Annotated in this window: 12 protein-coding genes and 3 pseudogenes; 3 read left to right on the top strand and 12 right to left on the bottom strand. The window is 38.2% G+C overall.

Features of this window, described 5'->3' with window-relative positions:
• From AA974_RS03125 to AA974_RS03135, 3 genes are read left to right on the top strand one after another with little or no spacing between them, the layout of a single operon-like run.
• A complete protein-coding gene (locus AA974_RS03125) occupies positions 1-948 on the top strand; it encodes a Gfo/Idh/MocA family protein (protein WP_064433377.1) in 948 nt (315 codons plus the stop codon).
• Positions 949-1,005: 57 nt separating this feature from the next.
• Complete coding sequence (locus AA974_RS03130) at positions 1,006-1,773, top strand: sulfite exporter TauE/SafE family protein (RefSeq protein WP_064433378.1); 768 nt, start codon at positions 1,006-1,008, stop codon at positions 1,771-1,773.
• A 3-nt stretch (positions 1,774-1,776) separates the two neighbouring features.
• Positions 1,777-2,283 (top strand): methylated-DNA--[protein]-cysteine S-methyltransferase, encoded by a 507-nt coding sequence (locus AA974_RS03135; RefSeq protein ID WP_064433379.1) that lies wholly within the window; start codon positions 1,777-1,779, stop codon positions 2,281-2,283.
• A 62-nt stretch (positions 2,284-2,345) separates the two neighbouring features.
• On the opposite strand, the gene xerH is transcribed toward AA974_RS03135, so the two are convergent.
• The 12 genes and pseudogenes from xerH to AA974_RS03205 all read right to left on the bottom strand — a co-directional run bounded on the left by xerH (position 2,346) and on the right by AA974_RS03205 (position 18,537).
• Positions 2,346-3,416, bottom strand: coding sequence for a tyrosine recombinase XerH (gene xerH, locus AA974_RS03140; RefSeq protein ID WP_064433380.1), 1,071 nt, complete (start codon positions 3,414-3,416; stop codon positions 2,346-2,348).
• Positions 3,417-3,426: 10 nt separating this feature from the next.
• Positions 3,427-4,613: pseudogene (locus tag AA974_RS03145) on the bottom strand (hypothetical protein).
• 159 nt (positions 4,614-4,772) lie between these two features.
• The gene (locus tag AA974_RS03155; protein WP_064433383.1) at positions 4,773-5,945 is read right to left on the bottom strand and encodes a pyridoxal phosphate-dependent aminotransferase; all 1,173 of its coding nucleotides are present in this window, start codon (positions 5,943-5,945) and stop codon (positions 4,773-4,775) included.
• Between the two features lie 159 nt (positions 5,946-6,104).
• Positions 6,105-6,917, bottom strand: coding sequence for an outer membrane protein (locus AA974_RS03160; protein ID WP_064433384.1), 813 nt, complete (start codon positions 6,915-6,917; stop codon positions 6,105-6,107).
• Positions 6,918-7,160: 243 nt separating this feature from the next.
• Positions 7,161-11,985, bottom strand: a pseudogene (locus tag AA974_RS07925) (type ISP restriction/modification enzyme).
• A 75-nt stretch (positions 11,986-12,060) separates the two neighbouring features.
• Positions 12,061-13,350 carry a (Fe-S)-binding protein gene (locus AA974_RS03175; RefSeq protein ID WP_064433385.1) on the bottom strand — a complete coding sequence of 430 codons (1,290 nt, stop codon included), beginning with the start codon at positions 13,348-13,350 and terminating at the stop codon, positions 12,061-12,063.
• A complete protein-coding gene (gene hemN, locus AA974_RS03180) occupies positions 13,347-14,720 on the bottom strand; it encodes an oxygen-independent coproporphyrinogen III oxidase (protein WP_064433386.1) in 1,374 nt (457 codons plus the stop codon). The genes AA974_RS03175 and hemN overlap by 4 nt, the downstream gene beginning before the upstream one ends.
• A complete protein-coding gene (locus tag AA974_RS03185) occupies positions 14,720-15,235 on the bottom strand; it encodes a DUF2603 domain-containing protein (RefSeq protein WP_064433387.1) in 516 nt (171 codons plus the stop codon). The genes hemN and AA974_RS03185 overlap by 1 nt, the downstream gene beginning before the upstream one ends.
• Positions 15,236-15,272: 37 nt before the next feature.
• Positions 15,273-16,370, bottom strand: coding sequence for a chorismate synthase (gene aroC, locus AA974_RS03190; protein ID WP_064433388.1), 1,098 nt, complete (start codon positions 16,368-16,370; stop codon positions 15,273-15,275).
• Positions 16,367-17,086 carry a ribonuclease III gene (gene rnc / locus AA974_RS03195; RefSeq protein WP_064433389.1) on the bottom strand — a complete coding sequence of 240 codons (720 nt, stop codon included), beginning with the start codon at positions 17,084-17,086 and terminating at the stop codon, positions 16,367-16,369. The genes aroC and rnc overlap by 4 nt, the downstream gene beginning before the upstream one ends.
• Positions 17,061-17,529: pseudogene (gene rnhA / locus AA974_RS03200) on the bottom strand (ribonuclease HI). Before rnhA ends, rnc begins: the two are co-directional and overlap by 26 nt.
• Positions 17,530-18,537 (bottom strand): hypothetical protein, encoded by a 1,008-nt coding sequence (locus AA974_RS03205; protein ID WP_064433391.1) that lies wholly within the window; start codon positions 18,535-18,537, stop codon positions 17,530-17,532. It abuts the pseudogene before it with no gap.
• Between the last annotated feature and the right edge of the window lie 4 nt (positions 18,538-18,541).

Raw genomic sequence — 18,541 nt, forward strand, 5'->3', positions numbered from 1 at the left:
ATGCTTTTTGCTATGATTGGTTCAGGGGGGTTTATCGCTCCCAAGCACTTGCAAGCGATTAGAGATACAGGGCATTTTTTGGATTGCTCTTTTGATATTCATGATAGCGTGGGGGTTTTAGATGAGTATTTCCCGCAATCAGAGTTTTTTACAAATATTGAAGATTTTGAAGAATATTTAGAACAATCTAAGGCGATAGGTAAAGAAATCAACTATTTGAGTGTGTGCACGCCCACACACACGCATTTTGATCACATCCGTTTCGGGCTGAAATACGGCATGCATGTGATTTGTGAAAAACCTTTGATTTTAGACCCTGGCGAAATACAAGAATTGAAAGATTTGGAGGTGAAATACCAAAAAAGGGTGTTTAGTCTTTTACCCTTACGCCTGCATTGCGACACGCTGGCTTTAAAAGAAAAAATTAAGAGCGAATTAGACAAAAACCCTAGCAAGGTGTTTGACATCACACTCACTTATATCAGCGTTCAAGGGAAATGGTATTTTTCTTCATGGCGAGCGGATGTGAATAGGAGTGGGGGGTTAGCCACTCAAATGGGGGTGAATATTTTTGACGCTTTAATGTATTTGTTTGGAGGCGTTAAAGACAAGGTTATCAATAGAGAAGAGCCTAGTTGCGTAGGGGGGATACTCTTTTTAGAGCATGCCAAAATAAGGTGGTTTTTTTCCATCAATCCAGAACACATGGGAGTGGCTAAAGAAAAAGTTTATCATAAAATGATCCTAGAGGGCGAAGAAGTCAATCTAACGCAGAGCTTTGATAATCTGTATATAGAAAGCTACAAACAGATTTTAGCTCAAGGGGGGTTTGGCTTGGATGAAGCTACAGCGTCTATCAAATTGGCTTATGAATTAAGAAACCTCTCAGTCAGCGAACCCAATGAAGATTCGCATGTTTTGTGTTGCAAAAACAACGCATGCGAGTAGGGCTAATCGCTTTTTAATTTTCTTTTAAGAGGGGTTTTTACTTTTTTAAGGGTTTTTATGGATATTTATGCGTTATACATAGCGATAGGGCTTTTTACTGGCATTCTATCAGGGATTTTTGGCATTGGTGGGGGGATGATCATTGTCCCTATCATGCTCGCAACCGGGCATTCTTTTGAAGAATCCATTGGTATTTCCATTTTGCAAATGGCGCTTTCATCGTTCGTTGGCTCTGTTTTGAATTTCAAAAAAAAATCGCTTGATTTTTCTTTAGGCTTGTTGATAGGGGCAGGGGGGCTAATAGGGGCGAGTTTTAGCGGATTCATTTTAAAAGTCGTTTCCAGTAAAATTTTAATGGTTATTTTCGCGCTTTTAGTCGTGTATTCTATGATCCAATTTGTTTTGAAACCTAAAAAAAAAGATTTTATAGCGGACACTAAACGCTATCATTTGCAAGGTTTAAAATTATTCTTAATTGGCGTGCTCACAGGGTTTTTTGCTATCACTTTAGGGATTGGTGGGGGGATGCTAATGGTGCCTTTGATGCATTATTTTTTAGGGTATGATTCTAAAAAATGCGTGGCGCTAGGGTTGTTTTTCATCTTGTTTTCTTCTATTTCAGGAGCTTTTTCTTTAATCTATCACCACATCATCAATAAGGAAGTGCTCTTAGCAGGAGCGGTTGTGGGATTAGGCTCTGTTATGGGCGTGAGCGTTGGGATTAAATGGATCATGGGGCTTTTGAATGAAAAAATGCATAAAGCTTTGATTTTAGGGGTGTATGGTTTGTCGCTATTGATTGTTTTATACAAACTCTTTTTTTAATTGATGGCTTTATACCACTACTATTTTAAGACCCCTAAAAGTTTCCCTTTAGAGTGTTTGCATTTGTGTGCTAATGAGAGCCATTTGTTAAGATTGGATTTTGATACAACAAATTTTTCTCATAACACTCCTATGAATACCCCATTAAAACTCAGCGTTCAAGCCTTGGAGCGTTATTTTTTGGGACAACTTTTTGAATTTAATGCGCCTTTGGATTTGATAGGGACTTTTTTTCAAAAACAAGTTTGGTCTGCGTTAATGGCTATCCCTTATGGCAAAACAAAAAGTTACGATGAAATCGCAAAGCTTATTAATAACCCTAGATCTTGCAGAGCTATTGGCAATGCTAACCGCAATAACCCTATTTCTTTGATCGTGCCTTGTCATAGAGTGGTGCGTAAAAATGGCGCTTTAGGGGGGTATAATGGGGGCGTAGAAGTCAAAAAGTGGCTGTTAGAATTTGAAAGCAAAATTTTAAACCAGCAAGCTAAAAACTTTTTAATTTCTTAAAAAATGGGGTTTTAGTTATTTTATGGTAAAAATCATTTTTTTAAGGGAGTAGAAGGGTGTTTTTAATTTTCTTCCCAAATGCTCGCCGCTTCTTCTAAACGCTGCTTGTCAAAATGCGTGTAAATCCTGCTGGTGTTCAAGCTCGCATGCCCTAGAGCTTCTTGAACTAAAATCAAATCATGGCGTTTTTGATAAAGCAAGGTCGCAAAAGAATGCCTTAACATGTGCGCTCCGTTTTTTTCTCGCCTGAGTCCTGCAAAATTGATGATGCGTTCCACTTGCTTATACAAATAAGCTTGCGTTAAAGCACTGCCTTTTTGGTTACAAAACAATAAATCATTTTTAATGGGATATAATTCCCTCTCCATGAGCCATTCTTTTAAAAGGTTTTCAATGTGGAAAGCTTTTAGCATCACCGCTCTGTATTTATCGCCCTTACCTTTAATCACAATCGTATAACAGCCATTTTCTAAAGTAAAATCCTTTATTTTAAGCTGTAAGGCTTCATTAGATCGCATGCCTGTAAAAACGATGATTTTAATGAGCAGGCGGTTTCGTGCACGCACTTTAGCGGACATTTCTATTTTATCAATGCTCTCTAAAAATTTTTCTAATTCTTCATTATTTAAATGAGTAGGGAGCTTGTTGCCTGCGCTTTGATTCGCTCCGCTGATATTTTTAAGCGTGATATTATAAATATAAGATTTTTCATTTTCATCTTGATTTTGCTTGTCTATGTAGCTAAAAAGCCCGAGTAGGGCGATCCTGTAATTTTTCTTAGTGGCTAAACTCAAACCCCCGGTATAAACGCTCAAAAATTCAGCCAACATGACTTCGTCTATATTTTTGAGCGATTTTAAAGAAATCTTTTTTGCGTATTCGTAAAATTTGAGTAGGGGCAATGCGTAGGTGTTGATCCCGAGTAATCCGGCGTTACGGGCTTTTTTACAAACTTTTTCTAATTGGCTTGAGCAGATGAACGCTTGATTTAGTTCGTTCAAGCATTCAAAAACTTTGTTTTGTTCTTTCACTTGGGAATTAGACAGGCTTGTGCATTTGTAACGCAAAAAACGCCCAATCCATAGCAAAAGATTTTCTATAGGGTCTTTTAATTCCTCTAGGGGGTGTTTCATTGGGGTTTAGTTAATGACCAACAGAGTGATAAAGCTCTTGTTTTATTCCTTCAATAATATAAAAACCCTCATTGATAGCCCATGTCAATGTATTTATAAAAATGTTTATATACCCTTGATTAACATATATTTCTTTTGTTTCAGGTAACTTAATATTTTCTAATGCTACTCTAGGCACTTCAATAGTTAATCTTAATTTTCCGTTTGAGAAGTTGGAGTTATTGCTAACATTAAAGATAAAATGGAATGTGTTATCACGGAAATGATATTCAACAATTATGGCGGAAGTAAGATTGATCTCAGAAGTAAGATTTATCCCATTTGGATTCTCTGCTTGATTGATGACCTTTGTAATCGCATTTGATAGATTTATTTGATCTTGTGATAGCAACTTTTTTAAATTCTTTAAATTCTCATCATCCATGAAACAACAGCTAACACCCGATAAAGCATTGTTGATAATTTTTTTACCAACTATCTTACCACTTTCTAAATCTTTAGCGATTTCATTGATTTTAATGTTTTGTGCAGAGCTTTGCCTATAGTAGAAAGGATTATAATTTGGATCCGATGTCGTATTTTTTCTATACTCCTCTATCTCCGCTGGAATAGGTGGAAACCAAGGTTTCAAGGTAACTGGTAGATAGTTTGTTAAATTATTATAAAAACACTCAATAGTTTCTCCATGCAAAAAAGACCCTAATTTTAAAAGAGATTGAACAAAAAGAGATTGAACAAAAGTATCATGGTTTGAAAGTTCAACATTTATAGAGTTCAATTTCTTTCCAAAATCATGACTTGTTACACTCATGCGTTCTATCTCTTTTGTGTCGGTGTTTTGTGTGTCTTGCTTATTTTTGCAATAACAAACCACTTTTGGATCACAATGCATTTTGGCTAACACTAGCAATTGGCTAACACTAGCAAGTAGTTTTTTAAATTGAATGTCGTGCTTGGCTCATTTTCATATACGAAAAACAAGCTTTCGTTAAAGTTACAATCAATCTCAACAAACCCTATAAAATGACGCTTGTTATCTAAAAATTGTCTTAGTTGGGGTAGAGATGAAAATGGATCGGAAAATTCTCTAATAATCCCAAAAGGCGAGCTATTATTGATTTTGTCAAAAAGTATTTGCCATTCAAAGTTAAAGTTATTGTCAGAGTTATTGTTGTTGTTATCAAATGTAATTGCCATATTTTTCCTCTTAAAAATTTATTTAGTTATGAAAACTGCACTTTTCAAACTTTTAAATCTGACTATTATACCACTATGCCACTAAAACTGCAATATAAAATTTTAAACAAGATTAAAATCCCCCCCTTTTAAAAATTCGTTTTATTTTAAAAATTCTTTTTATCCTTTTGATTGGACAAAGCGAGCGATGCGTTCAATCCCCTTTTCAATCTGTTCTTTTGAGCATGCAAAAGACAAACGGACATAACCTTCCAATCCAAAAGCCTTTCCAGGCACTAACGCCACGCCTTCTTTTTCTAATAATTCATGGCAAAATCGCATTGAATCCCCCCCACAAAGACCGCCAATGTTGATAAAAAGATAAAACGCCCCATCAGGTTTTAAAGCCTTCAGCCCTTCAATCGCATTGATTTTGGCGTGGGCTAAATGACAGCGTTTCTCAAAAGCCTGACGCATCGTTTCAATTTCTTTATCCACCAACCCTTCAAGCGCCACAATAGAAGCCATTTGTGTGATAGAATTGATATTGGAAGTGCATTGGCTTTGCAAGTTATTCATCAATTTGACTAATTTTTTATCCTTGCTCGCCGCATAGCCCATACGCCAGCCTGTCATCGCTACTGACTTGCTCAAGCCGTTAATGGTAATGGTGCGTTTTTCCATCTCTCCACTCACCGCCGCGCAAGAAACAAACTCCCCCTTATAAACAAGCTTTTCATAAATTTCATCGCTGAGCACCCAAATTGGAGTGTCTTTTAAAACCTCGCTTAAAGCCTCTAATTCCGCCCTACTATAAAGCATGCCGGTAGGGTTTGATGGGGTGGTGAGAATGAGCATTTTTGTTTTGGGGCTTAAAGCGTCTTTAAGCTGCTTAGGGGTGATTTTAAAGCGGCTTTTTTCATCGGTTTGAATGAATTGACTCACCCCGCCGCTGTATTTCACAAGCTCAGGGTAAGTTACCCAAAAAGGCACAGGGATAATCACCTCATCGCCCTCTTCTACTAAGGCTTGAATCGCGTTGAACAGGCTTTGCTTAGCGCCATTGCTCACTAGAATTTCACTCGGTTCATAATCCAAGTGGTTTTCTTTTTTCAATTTATGAGCGATCGCTTTTAATAATTCAGGGATTCCAGCCACTGGAGTGTATTTTGTAAAGCCGTCATTTAGGGCTTTGATGGCCGCATCTTTAATCGCTTGCGGGGTGTCAAAATCAGGCTCGCCCGCTGAAAAACTTAAAACATCTTTTCCTTGCGATTTCAATTCTTTAGCGAGTGTGCTGATAGCGATCGTCGCGGATTCTGAAAGGGATTGGATTTTAGAGGAATAGGGCATGCTTAATCCTTGTTAAATTTTTGAACTATCATAACATGATTAAAAAGATTTTAATTCTAATTTTCAAAAAACTTTTAAAAATGTTTCAAGAGAAAGCAAGAGATTGTGTGAGAAAACTCTAATTGGAAAATCCAATTAAAGAAAAACAAGCGTTTTAAATCAGAAATTGTAACGATACCCCACATAAAGGCTGTATTGACGGCGGTAAGTGAAGCTCAAATTCCCATGGTTAAAATAATAAACATTGATAGTGGGAATCTTCACGCCGAAGTCAAATTCTTGATGCTGACCAATATGGGTGCGAATCCCTAAATTGAAAAGGAATTGGAAAATCGCTGGATCAAGGCTATAGGAGGTGTGCTTGTAAGGGCTTTTCGTTTCCAAAAACGCCCCTGTCGTATTCCCCCAAGAGTTACCCGCGATTTGAGCCCCAAAAAAGAATCCAAAACTCGCATCCTCTTTATTAATGACATTGTATAAAGTGTCAATACCCACACCATAAGTGAACATGTCAGACAGATTGCCCATTGTCCCTACTTTTGTCGCACATGGCTCATTGAGTTTGCACACCCCACCATTATCTGAGGTCAAAGCGTTCGCTCCAAACACGGCATGCCCGTAATCCATAAAGCCGTAATAGCGTGCACCAAACCATCTTTTTTCCCCAAAAAACTGCTTATAACCCACAGTAAGCCCTAAGCCTTGCATAACGGCCAAATAGTCGGTTTTACCCACAGGGAACTTAGGGTAGTTGAACTCACTGCTTTTGGGGGGGTTTTTAACGCTTTGCGAAGCCTGACCGACTTGATAGCTAATCCCCAAATACCAAGCGTTTTTCTCGCCTTTGACTGCTTTATACTCTTTTGGTTTTTCCAATTGCTTTTGCACTTCTGTGCTGCCTTCTGCTGCCAAAAGACTATGACCTAACACTACCGATAAACAGAGCGTTTTAAACACTACAAACTTTTTCATACAACATTTTTCCTTCTAAAAGTCTACATTTCGTATAATAATAACATAATAATCTATAAAAAACCTAAATTCTTAAGAAAAACACCTCTAAAACTTAAAATTTTAAATTTTTAGGGGGTTTTAGCGGGTTTTGTGCTGTTGATTTTTCTGTTTTTGGGGGGATTTTAGGGTAATTGTAAAGATAGTGGGGTATAAAAAGCGTTTGTTTTCACGCTCTTTTATACCCTTTTTATTGTTGGTTTTTCACTCAAACTTCTTTTCGCTGATCTTTTCTATCAAATCCACGCTTTTTACAGAAAGTTTGATGACCCTACAAACAAGTTCAAAAACATATTTTCCGCCAGCGTAATCGTTCGGGTTGTTTTCAATCAGGCTGTCTTTATCCATCGTCTTTTGATAGCGTTCGATCACCCAATCAATCGCGCTTTTGCCATTAATGACATAGTCAAAGGCTTTTTTAGGGATTTGAGTGATGGTGATGTTTTGGTTATAAATGATGCGGTCTTCTTCTTTTTTCATTTTATTGACATCATAATAATCCCCCGCTTCTGCGTCCTTCAGTATGCCGTATTGAACGCTTTCATGCATTTCCTCGCTCTCATAGTTAAGGTGCAACTCGGCCAATTCTTTGCCAAGAATGGAGAGTTCTTTAAAATCCAGGCTCAAAGCGATGCGCGGATCTTCTTTTTCAAGGGAATTTTTGTATTTTTCTAAATAGCCTTTATGGTGGAAAATCGCATAAATGTAATAAAAAATCTCTTCTTCAACGATAGAATGATCCTGGTAATGCTTCCTAAAAAGATTGAGGCAAAAACCGCTAATGGCATAAGTGCGGTTCCCTAATTCATCGTAATGATACAAAGGGTAAGCGTTGGCATTGCCTATAAAGGAGTAATCGGAGATAGCGTCCCCTACAATTGCGCTAAATTTTCCTTTTGTTGTTGTATTAATCACCACATTTTGGGCTGTTTTATTATTGGGGAAAATTTTTGAAAATTGTCCTAGTCTGTTTATTAAATCCTTATCCCAATAAAGCCATTGCTTGTTAAAAGGGCGATACAACGCCAATCTCACGCGCTCCTCACTACTTTCTGGCAGATTTTGATTTTTAATGAGCTTGTTTTTCAAACCACGAGTCCAAGCAATTTTCGTTTTATCGGTGGTGATTTCGCTATCCACAAGGTGTTTGTAACGATCGTCTGATTTAATGTTTTGGGTGCATTGCTTGAAAGCTTCTCTGAAGCGCTCGTTAAAGCGCTTCAAATCAGCGTTATAAGTGTCAATCATTTTTTGCGCATTTTGCGTCAAAGCGTTTGAAGAAAAATTATACACCCAGACATCACGGCCAGTGTTCACGCCATTAGAATTGAAATCAAAAATGCTGTTGTTGTTTTTGTCTCGTTTTAAAGGGATGAGCTTTTCAAAAGCGTCATCTCTTTGGTTGATCCAATCGCCTTTGGCGTTGGGAATAATTTTTTCAAAAGGCACAGAATCCAAATTTTCAAATCGCTCAAGCTTATGGAGTTTCTCCTCTCTTTTCAAATAATCCCCAATATCGTAGTAATGGATCTCGGCGTCATTTTTTACGCTTTTATCTTTCACAAAAAAGATAACCGCTATGGTCGCTCTCGATCCGCTGCCAAAGATTTTCCCTCCCTCTTTTTTAGCAATCTCGCCTGAATTTCTAGTATTCCCTCTCAAATTCAGCACATAAAGATGCGCAAAATCTTTTGCCACGCATTTCTTGAACCCGTCCGCGCTTTTAGCATCAATAAAACCCCCATTCACCACAAAAGCCTAGCACCCCCCTATCTTTTAAAACCTCGCTCGCCATATAAATGCTGTGGATGAGCGTGTCTCTTGTGGTTCTGCCGCTACTTTTAGAAGTGGAATTTTTCCCGTATTTTTCATAAACTTCTTCTTTAAGCTTTGGGTGTGAAAGGTTTTGGTTGTTATCGTTCTCGCTCTTGGAGCCGGCTGAATAAGGCGGGTTGCCGATGATGACTCTGATGTTTTTGTTAGCTATAGTGGATTTGATTTCTTTGTTTTCTTTCAAATCTTCAAAAATCGGGAACACCACCCACTTATTGTTTTTTTCTTCTAAATAATCCAAGCTGTCCGTGAGCGCGATGTTTTTGAAATCTTTTAACGATCCGTCCCTATTTTGCGCAGCTTGGGTGATATTGATTAAAGCGATATAATACGCTAAAAGCACGATGTCAAAAGCGAACAAATGGTTATCAAACTTCTCTTTTAAGGCTCCATCGCTAATGAGATTATTTTCTTTGGAAAGCAAACGAGCGATAAAACTCCCGGTGCCGGTGAAGGGATCAAAAATCGTGATGTTTTTATCGTTAAAATCCGTATGGAAATGCTTTTTCAAAAGGCCGTTCGTGGCTCTTAAAATGAAATCCACCACCTCTATAGGCGTATAAACAATCCCCAGTTTTTCGCTTTGCTTTTTAAAGGCTTCTTTAAAGAAAGTGCCATAAAGGGTTTTAATGAGTTGTTGTTGGCTTTTGTGGCTTTTGGCGCGCGTGGCTTCGGTTTTCACGCTTTCATAGAAGTTTTTCAGATCTTTAGTTTCTCCTTGTAAGCCCAAAGTGGAGAGTTTTTGAACCATTTTATCCAGCGCTTTAGAAATAGGGTTTTTGATATTGTCCCCAAAAATCGCATCAAAAATGGGCTTAGTGATGATATGAGAGGTGATCATGTCTAAGGCTTCATCTTCTTTGATGTTTGAATGGATATTGCCTCTTAAGGAATCCAAAAAGTCGTGGAAAATTTCAGGGTTTTTTTCAAAAATATCTTTCAAGCGGTTATTCAAGGTTCTTGCGATATTGCCCGTTTTTTTAGCGAAATTTTCCCAATATTGCTTGTCCCCTAATTTAGTGGGCATGACATTATACACAGCGTTTGCTAGATCTTGCAATAAGATAGCGTCAAAAAGGGTTTTTTGGGCTTGTTTGGAATCGTTTTGGGTTTGTTGGGTTGTATTTTCTTGCAGCGATTCATCGTCTTGATGTTTTTCATCATCGCTTCCAAAGACTTTGATTTTTTCTCTGAAAGTGGTTTCATCAACCAGGCTTGAATCATGGCTTCTTAAGGCTTTAAGCACTTTCCAAATGTTTTTGAAATTGGTGTTATTGACGGCTTCGTTTAAGTTTTGGATTTCACTCTCTTCTAAAGCGATAGGCAAAATGATATAGCCTTTTTTCTTGTGTTTGGCTTTGCGCATCACCCTACCCACCGCTTGGATAATATCCACCATCGTGCTTTTACCATCAAAAAAGACAATGCTATCCAGTGCCGGGACATCCACCCCTTCGTTCAAACACCTAGCGTTGCTTAAAACCTTACAAGTTTTGTGTTCGTATGCATTGAGTTCTTCTAATTTTTCCAGCCTGTGCTTACAATTCATGGTGCCATCAATGTGATCGATGCTGATTTTTGTGTTTTTAAAACTCTTTTTCTTGAGTTCTTCATCATAGCATTCCATAATCGTTTCAAAGGAGTCTTTAATGTTCTTGCTCGTTTTGATGCTTTTACAAAAGCTTATGGCTCTTTCAGAGGGCTTTTCGTCTTCTTTAGTTGCAAGGCCGTCATCTTCTTTGTTTTCATAGTCTAAAGCGATTAAATCCTGTTTGGCTAACCCTTTATGAGTGCCGATAATCTTACAAACAAATTCGTTATTAATAAGCTTTTTATCCAGTTTAGTGCCTTTAGCGTCAAGCTGACTGATCTTTTTATTCACGCTGTTAGTCACACCGCTTAGATTTTCTTTTCGCACCGCTAAAATGATGACTTTATAATCTGTTAAGAGATCAGAAGCGATCGCTTGTTCAAAATTGAGCGTGTAGATTCCTTCGCCAAAAGTATCCGCATCGTCCATAGAATAGATAACATTATCTTTCTCTTTGGCTTTATCTTTAGAGCTTTCGCTATAAATTTTAGGCGTGGCGGTCATATAAAGGCGTTTTTAGCTTTGATGTTTTCATCGCTATGGCAAAGCGTGAAAGCGTTTTTATCGTCCCTCTCATTACTAGAGAACATAGCCCCTACCGTTCTGTGGGCTTCATCGCAAATAATGAGATCGATTTCTTTTAAACCCGCTTCTTGCGCTTCTTTGATACGCAACGCGCTTTGATAAGTGGAAAAAATGATGAAGCGCTTGTTTTCTTTTTGCGCTTTTTCATAAGTGCTTAAAATGTCTTCAAGGCGAGTGGAAGGCTTTAAGGGGAGTTCAGTTAATTGGATATCATCTATCCCATCATCGCTTTTATTTTTTGTGCTTTTTCCGACTTTATCATCGCTGCACACGATAGAAGCGTAAAAAGGCTCGCTTTTTTCTTGCGCGTATTCTCTAAAAGTTTGAGAAAGCAAAGCGATGCTTGGCACTAAAAAAAGCGTGATTTTGGGATCTAAGCTTTCCATGATTTTTTAAAGAAGTGTAGGTTTTGCCTGTCCCGCATGCCATAATGAGCTTGCCTCTAGTGTTTTTAGGGTCAGAAAAATACTCTTTGGTGGCTTCAATCGCTTCTATTTGGTGCTTGCGTGGCGTTTTCTTATCGCACAAGGGGAGTTCGCTTTGCGTTGTGGGATCAAACTTTTCCCAATCAATCTGAGAATTGATAAAATCCTCTTCAGTGATTTCATCAATTTCCATTCCTGTGCTTCTGATTTGTTCAATTTCTTTAAGAGCGTTAGAGCTTAAATCAGAAGTGGAGATGATGATCCCTTTTTTAAACCTAACCTCCCCTACCCCGCTTTGCAATTTGCTTAAAAAAGTCACAATTTCGTTAAGCAAGATTTTGTCTTGATGGAATTTGCATTGCACGGCGATGTATTCTTTTGAAGTCGTTGTAATCACTATATCAATCCCTCGATCCCTTTCTTTTTGATTCAATTCCCACTCGCTCCAAAGCTTAATAGACTCGTATTCGTTGGCGCTGTCATGCTCTTTTAAAAAACGCATAGAAATTTTTTCAAACAAGCTCCCTTTATGGCGTTGGTTGGGTATCTTTTGCAATTTTTCTTTAATGAGTGTGTAGGTGCTGATTTCTGACATTTCTTATTCCTTAATAGTGGTGTTAAAGTTCTGTATTATATAAAAAGATGTTGGAAAGTGGGGTTAAAAGGCTTTTTATTTGGCGCTTTTTAAAGCTTTAGCGATGAGTTCTAAAGGGTGCAAAAATTGTGGGGTGTTAGGGTCATCTAAAGACTTTAAGGCGTTATTAAGTTGCATATGGCATGCCCCGCATTCAGCGCTTATGATTCTAGCTTTAGTGTCCATGATTTCTTTAGCCCTAAGAAGCCCCACTTTTAAAGAAAATCCCGCTTTTTCTGTTTGCATCGTAATCCCCCCAAAACCGCAACAATTATCCGGCATTTCTTTAATTTCATAATGCGGATTAAGCAAGTTTCGCACTTCTTTATAAGCGTTTAGGGTTTTTTTGGCATGGCAAGGGTTATGGTAGGTGATAGCCTCTTTTTTTCCTTTAGGGATTTTTTCTAAAAGATTTTTTAAAGGGGTGTGTTTCTCTAAAAACACGCTCGCCAGATAGATTTTAGGCGTGATTTTTTCCAGACGCTTCACATACAAATCCTTATCTTTTTCGCCTAAAAACACCTTGTAATAATCGTTGATGAGCATGCTAGCGCATGTGGCTTCAGGCACAATGATCGCATCCACTTCATCTAGATAGCTTTCAAACCATTCTATGTTTTTTTTCACTAAAAAAAGCGTGGTGTCTTTATCGCCGGTAAAATACGCAGGCGCTGAGCAGCATTCTTGCTTAGGGATGATCGCTTGAATGTTGAGTTTTTCTAAAATATACAACAAGCTTTCCCCCACTTGCTGGTAATGGTAATTGCTCAAGCACCCTATAAAAACCGCCACTTTTTGAATGGGGTTTTCTAAAGGCTTAATTTCTGCATGCTTTTGTAAAAAACTTTTTTGGTTTAAAGGAGGCAACGCGCTTTTTTTAAAGCGTTTGAATAAGCCCTTAAATACAGCTCTAGGCTCTAAACTATCCCCCACTTGCTTGAAAACACAAGGGGCTAAAAAATGCGCCACCGAAAACACCCTATCCATTTTTTTTCGGTTTTTTAAAAGGGAAAAATAGGATTTTTTATACCAAGCAATGCCGTATTTTTGAGCGATTTTTTCTCTGGCTTTTTCTATTAAAGTGTCTATGGGCAAATGAAAGGGGCAAATTTCCACGCAAGTGGTGCATAAAAAACAAGTTTCTAAAAGGTGTTTTAAATTTGTGTCTAATTGGAGCTTGTTTTGAGCGTTTAAGCGCATCAAATCTAAAAAGCCTCTAGGCGAAGTCGTTTCGTCTTTATGAATGCGGTATATGGTGCAACCTGGCACGCATTTAGCGCATTTAACGCAAGCGTCCCCTACTTCTTCAAAAATATTCCCGTTCATAGCGTTTTACTGAAATGTTTTTCGCCCCCACGCAAATACGCGTCAAACTCCATCGCCATGTTTCTTACGAGCATGCCCCCTGTTTTGGTCATCTCAAATCCTTTAGCGTTAAAAGAAAGCAAGCCCGCTTCTTCATAAGGCTTTAATTTTTCTAACTCTTTTTTAAAATGCGCTTTAAAATCAATAGAAAATTTTTCTTCAATCTTAAAGTAATCCAATTTTAAATTACTCATCATTTGCATGATCACTTCTTTTCTTAACGCATCTTCTTTGGTGAGCACCACACCCCTTTCTACCGGTAAATGCCCCAAATCAAGGGCTTTTTCATAGTGGTGCAAGTCCTTATAATTTTGCGTGTAATAATCGCTCCCTTCGCCAATGCTCGTAACGCCAATGCCAATCGTTTGGGTGAATTTCTTAGTGGTATAGCCTTGAAAATTACGGCGCAATTCTGCTTTTTGAAGGGCTAGATACAATTCATTATCGCTTTTAGCGAAATGATCCATGCCTATCATTTGGTAATTGGCTTTTTCTAAAAAACTAATGAGGGATTCTAAAATCTCTAGCTTGTCTCTAGGGCTTGGCAATAAGGTTTCATCAATTTTACGCATCGTTTTTTTCACCCAAGGCACATGTGCGTAATTAAACACCGCTAATCGGTCCGGATCCAGTTTCAAAACTAACTCCAAAGTCTTTAAAAAACTCTCTTTAGTCTGGTTGGGTAAGCCATAAATCAAATCAAAATTAATGGATTTGATGCCGTAATCTCTGGCGAGCTTCACGGATTTTTGAACCATTTCAAAAGGCTGGATCCTATGAATGGCTTTTTGGACTTCAAAATCAAAATCCTGCACCCCAAAACTCAAGCGGTTAAACCCTCTATCAAACAAGGTTTGCATGTGTTCTTTAGTGAAATGCCTGGGGTCAATCTCACAACTCATCTCAATATCTTGACTGAAATTAGGGAAAACTTCTTGAATGCTTTGCGTGATTTCATCTAATTGATTGGGCGAAAAAAAGGTCGGCGTGCCGCCTCCATAGTGGAATTGCACCACTTCTCTGTTGGTATCCATCGCATTTTTTAAAAGATCGAGTTCTTTTTTAAGGTAGCTGATATAGCGGGTTTTTTTCTCTTCTAAACTTGTGTAAATGACTGAACAAGCGCAAAAATAACACGCGCTCCTGCAAAAGGGCAAATGCGTATAAAGCGATAAGGGCATGGGGTTTTTGAGAGTGTCATGGTTAAAAAACGCCGCCTTCAAGCTCTCTTCATTAAAATTTTCTTTAAATTCCACCGCCGTTGGGTAACTGGTGTATCGCGGCCCGGGCTTTGAATATTGTGAAAATTTTTCAAAATCAATGGTTTGCATTAAAAATTTTCCTCATCGCTATTGTCAAAATTTTCAAAATGATTCTCATTGAAAGGGGGTTGCTTGAACATGTTGTCAAAATTAAAAAATAAATTAGGGTGTTCTTTTTTGATTTGTTTGACAAAGTTTAAGGTGTTGATATTAGGCAAATTCCCGTCTTTTTGGCGTAAATTTTCTAATAATTGCAAGGAAACTTCGCGCACATCTTCAAAATCAATCGGCGCTTGGGTGATAATATCCCTTTCTAATTCTGCCCTAAGCCTGGCTTCAAAAGCCTTTCTGGCGTTTTCTGCCAAAAGAGAGATCACATTATCTGGCACTAAAACATAATTTTTATCTTCTTCATCAGAAATAAAATAAGCTTCATTTTTTTTAAACGCCCCTTTTTCTAATTCTAAACGCATCTCATTAGCGCTGATTTTTTTGAGGAAGGCTCTGTTTTTTTGGGTTGTCAGGCTATTGATAAGTTTTTGTGATCGGGTTTTAGAAACTCGTTTTTTAGGTAATTTTTCCACTTCGTATCCTTTTTAAGCTGATTGTATCCAATTTCGTTTAATTCTCATTATAAATCGTTTTTAAATACTCTATTTTTGAAGTCAAATTGAGTAATACCATATCGGCCAACACCAATGAAAGCAAACTCTCGCACACCACACTCCCTCTAATCGCAATGCAAGGATCATGCCTGCCCTTTAACAAGCATTCGCATTCATTGTTGTTAATGTCTATGGTTTGTTGAGGTTGGAAAATGCTTGGCGTGGGTTTGAAATGCGCTTTAATGATAATTTCTTCCCCATTGCTCATGCCCCCTAAAACCCCTCCGCTACGATTGCTCAAAAACCCTTTTTGACTCATTAAATCGTTATACTCTGAGCCTTTTAATAAAGAGCTTTCTACCCCCTTGCCTATTTCAACCGCTTTCACCCCATTTAGCCCCATCATCGCTTCAGCGATTTTAGCGTCTAATTTAGCGTATAGCCCTTGACCTAAGCCAATGGGGAGCTTTTGATTTGTTTTGGCGCTCCTCGCTCTAATCAAAGCCACACCCCCTATGCTGTCGTGGTTTTTGATAGCGTTTTGAATGGCTGTTTTTTGCGCTTCTTCTTGCTCTTCATCTAGGGCAAAAATCTCGCTTTTTAAAGCGTGATTAAAATCATAATTTTTGGCTTTAATACCCCCTATTTCCATAATCCCGCTTTCACAAACAATACCAATTTCTCTTAAAAGCATTTTAGCAAACGCCCCAGCAGCCACTCTTATAGCGCTCTCTCTGGCTGAACTCCTCCCACCACCTCTAAAATCTCTGATGCCGTATTTATGAAAATAAGTGAAATCCGCATGGCTAGGCCTGAAAAGGTGTTTAATGTTATCATAATCCTTGCTCCTAGCCCTTTGGTTGTGGATTAAAAACCCTATGGGCGTCCCTGTGCTAAAATCTTCAAAAACCCCGCTTGTTATTTCCACTTTATCGTCTTCTTTTCGTGGCGTGGTGAAAACATTCCTCCCCCCTTGGCGGCGCTTCATTTCATTTTCTAATAGCGCATAGTCTATTTTAATCCCGCTAGGCATGCCGTCTAATACCCCCCCTATCATATCCCCATGCGATTCCCCAAAAGTCGTGAGTCTTAAAAAATGCCCCAAAGTGTTCATTTGGCTTCCTTAAGTTTTTGAAGCGCTTGATAAGCGCATTGCTGTTCGGCTTCTTTTTTGCTTTTGCCTTTAGCGGTCGCATAGATTTTATCTTGAATGTATAGCGCCATTTCAAATTCTTTATGATGGTCTGGCCCTTTTTCTTTGAGTAATTGGTAAGTGGGAATCACGCAAAATTGTGCTTGGGTTAATTCCTGTAAAGCGGTTTTATAGTCCATAAACAAATGCTCCAAATCCAAACGCTTGTAAGCGCAATTGAGTAAATTTTGTATGATTTTACGCACCTTAGCTAACCCCGCTTCTAAATACACCCCAGCCATTAAAGCCTCAAAAGCGCTTGATAAAATAGAGGGTTTTTCTCTCCCTTTAGAAATTTCTTCAGAAGAAGAAACGCGCAAATAATCTTGTAAAGCGATCGCTTTCGCTAATTTAGTAAAACCATGTGCGCTCACAATAGAAGCCCTTAATTTAGAGAGTTTTCCCTCATCGTATTGATAGAATTTATGGTATAGCAACTCCCCTATCACCAAGCCCAACACCGCATCGCCTAAAAATTCCAAGCGCTCATTGTTTAAAGCGAGCTTGCATGATTTATGCGTTAAAGCTTGCTCCAATAAACGCTTGTCTTTAAAAGAATACCCTAAAGCTTTTTCTAGCGTTGTATAGGCGCTATTAGGCGTTACATAAGGGCTATTTTGAGAGCGTTTGTTTTTCATCATTTTTCCCTTTAAGTGGTCGTTTTTACCCGTTTTTGCGCCTCTAATTTAGCGAGGCTATCGCAGTGCTCGTTCTCGGCATGCCCGTTATGCCCCTTGATCCAAACAGCCATAATCAAATGTCCTTTAGAGACTTCTAAAAATTCTTTCCACAAATCCACATTTTTGACTTTAGAAAAATTCTTTTTTTGCCAGTTAGCTAGCCACACATTGATCGCCTGGCACACGTATTGCGAATCGCTATAAAGCGTGATATTGCATGGGCGTTTCAAAACTTTTAACGCTTCATTGAGCGCTCTTAATTCCATGCGGTTATTCGTGGTGAATGCTTCGCCCCCGCTGATGATTTTTTCTTTATTTTTATAGCGTAAAATCGCCGCATAACCGCCTGGCCCAGGATTGCCTAAAGAAGAGCCATCGCAAAAAATTTCAATTTCTTGCATTCAATCCACTCCCATAGCATGCGTTTCTTTAGAAATTTTAAGCACCGTATCCATAAACGCTAGTTGGTAACACACAGGACACCTATGGCTTTCAAAAGGAAAGATTTGTTTGCAATGCTTGCAGCGGTATTCAAAAGTCAGACTCGCTTTTATAGGGCTATTCAACAGAGCGCGTAAAACCTCTAATTCAAAAACTTGGCAAGGCTTGTTATCCAAAAGCAGTCCTTGAGATCGCACGATGTCTTGCAAAAGGGCATGTTTTTCTAAAATAGAAGCAGGGATATTCATATCCCATAAAAGATCGATCACATTTTCTAAACGCTCGGTTGCATCAATTTCTTGCCAAAAAAGATTTTCATCATGCGATTTTAAGTGATTCAAGGCGATTTTTTTCAAATCTGACGACGCCTTTGAAACATGCAAGATTTTAGCCGCATCTTCCTTATTTTCTATTAAATGCACAAGATAAAGGTAATTTTTAATCGTTTCAATTTCAACCACTTCTAATTCTTCCAAACATTCCAAAGTCTCTAAAGCCTTTGAATAATCTTTTTCTAATTCATACGCATGCAAAAGTTTCAACAACGCTCCCACATTCCTTGGGGAAAAGCGCAAAATTTCTTTCACGGTGTCTTTTGTTTTTTGCAAATACCCCACACTAAAATAATTTTCAGCTAATAAATCTAAAACAGTGATTTTTTCTTCATCTTTTAAGGAGCGATTCAAAAGCCCTTTTAAGATTTCAATACTCATTTCCACATCCGCTTTAGAATATAATCTGGCTAAAAACATCAAACTGGAAATTTTAGTATGCTTTAAAAGCTCGCTTAAATTCTCACTGCCCGCATAAGCGTTTTGATTTTGGGCGAATTTTTGTAAAAATTTTTTGTTTTTCTTTTGGGTGAAATACACCCTAGCCTGTTCTAATAGAATAACAAGAGCGATAATGAAAGTGAATAAAGCGATAGAAAATAAAGAATCTTTATAGAGAAAATTGAAATGTTGCACAATC

This window comes from Helicobacter pylori (assembly GCF_001653475.1).
GTDB classification, from domain to species: domain Bacteria; phylum Campylobacterota; class Campylobacteria; order Campylobacterales; family Helicobacteraceae; genus Helicobacter; species Helicobacter pylori_CM.

Excerpts from the sequence above, each read along its gene's own strand:
- AA974_RS03125 (WP_064433377.1), top strand. The coding sequence starts at position 1 with ATGCTTTTTGCTATGATTGGTTCAGGGGGGTTTATCGCTCCCAAGCAC.
- AA974_RS03130 (WP_064433378.1), top strand. The coding sequence starts at position 1,006 with ATGGATATTTATGCGTTATACATAGCGATAGGGCTTTTTACTGGCATT.
- AA974_RS03135 (WP_064433379.1), top strand. The coding sequence starts at position 1,777 with ATGGCTTTATACCACTACTATTTTAAGACCCCTAAAAGTTTCCCTTTA.
- xerH (WP_064433380.1), bottom strand. The coding sequence starts at position 3,416 with ATGAAACACCCCCTAGAGGAATTAAAAGACCCTATAGAAAATCTTTTG.
- AA974_RS03155 (WP_064433383.1), bottom strand. The coding sequence starts at position 5,945 with ATGCCCTATTCCTCTAAAATCCAATCCCTTTCAGAATCCGCGACGATC.
- AA974_RS03160 (WP_064433384.1), bottom strand. The coding sequence starts at position 6,917 with ATGAAAAAGTTTGTAGTGTTTAAAACGCTCTGTTTATCGGTAGTGTTA.
- AA974_RS03175 (WP_064433385.1), bottom strand. The coding sequence starts at position 13,350 with ATGAACGGGAATATTTTTGAAGAAGTAGGGGACGCTTGCGTTAAATGC.
- hemN (WP_064433386.1), bottom strand. The coding sequence starts at position 14,720 with ATGCAAACCATTGATTTTGAAAAATTTTCACAATATTCAAAGCCCGGG.
- aroC (WP_064433388.1), bottom strand. The coding sequence starts at position 16,370 with ATGAACACTTTGGGGCATTTTTTAAGACTCACGACTTTTGGGGAATCG.
- rnc (WP_064433389.1), bottom strand. The coding sequence starts at position 17,086 with ATGAAAAACAAACGCTCTCAAAATAGCCCTTATGTAACGCCTAATAGC.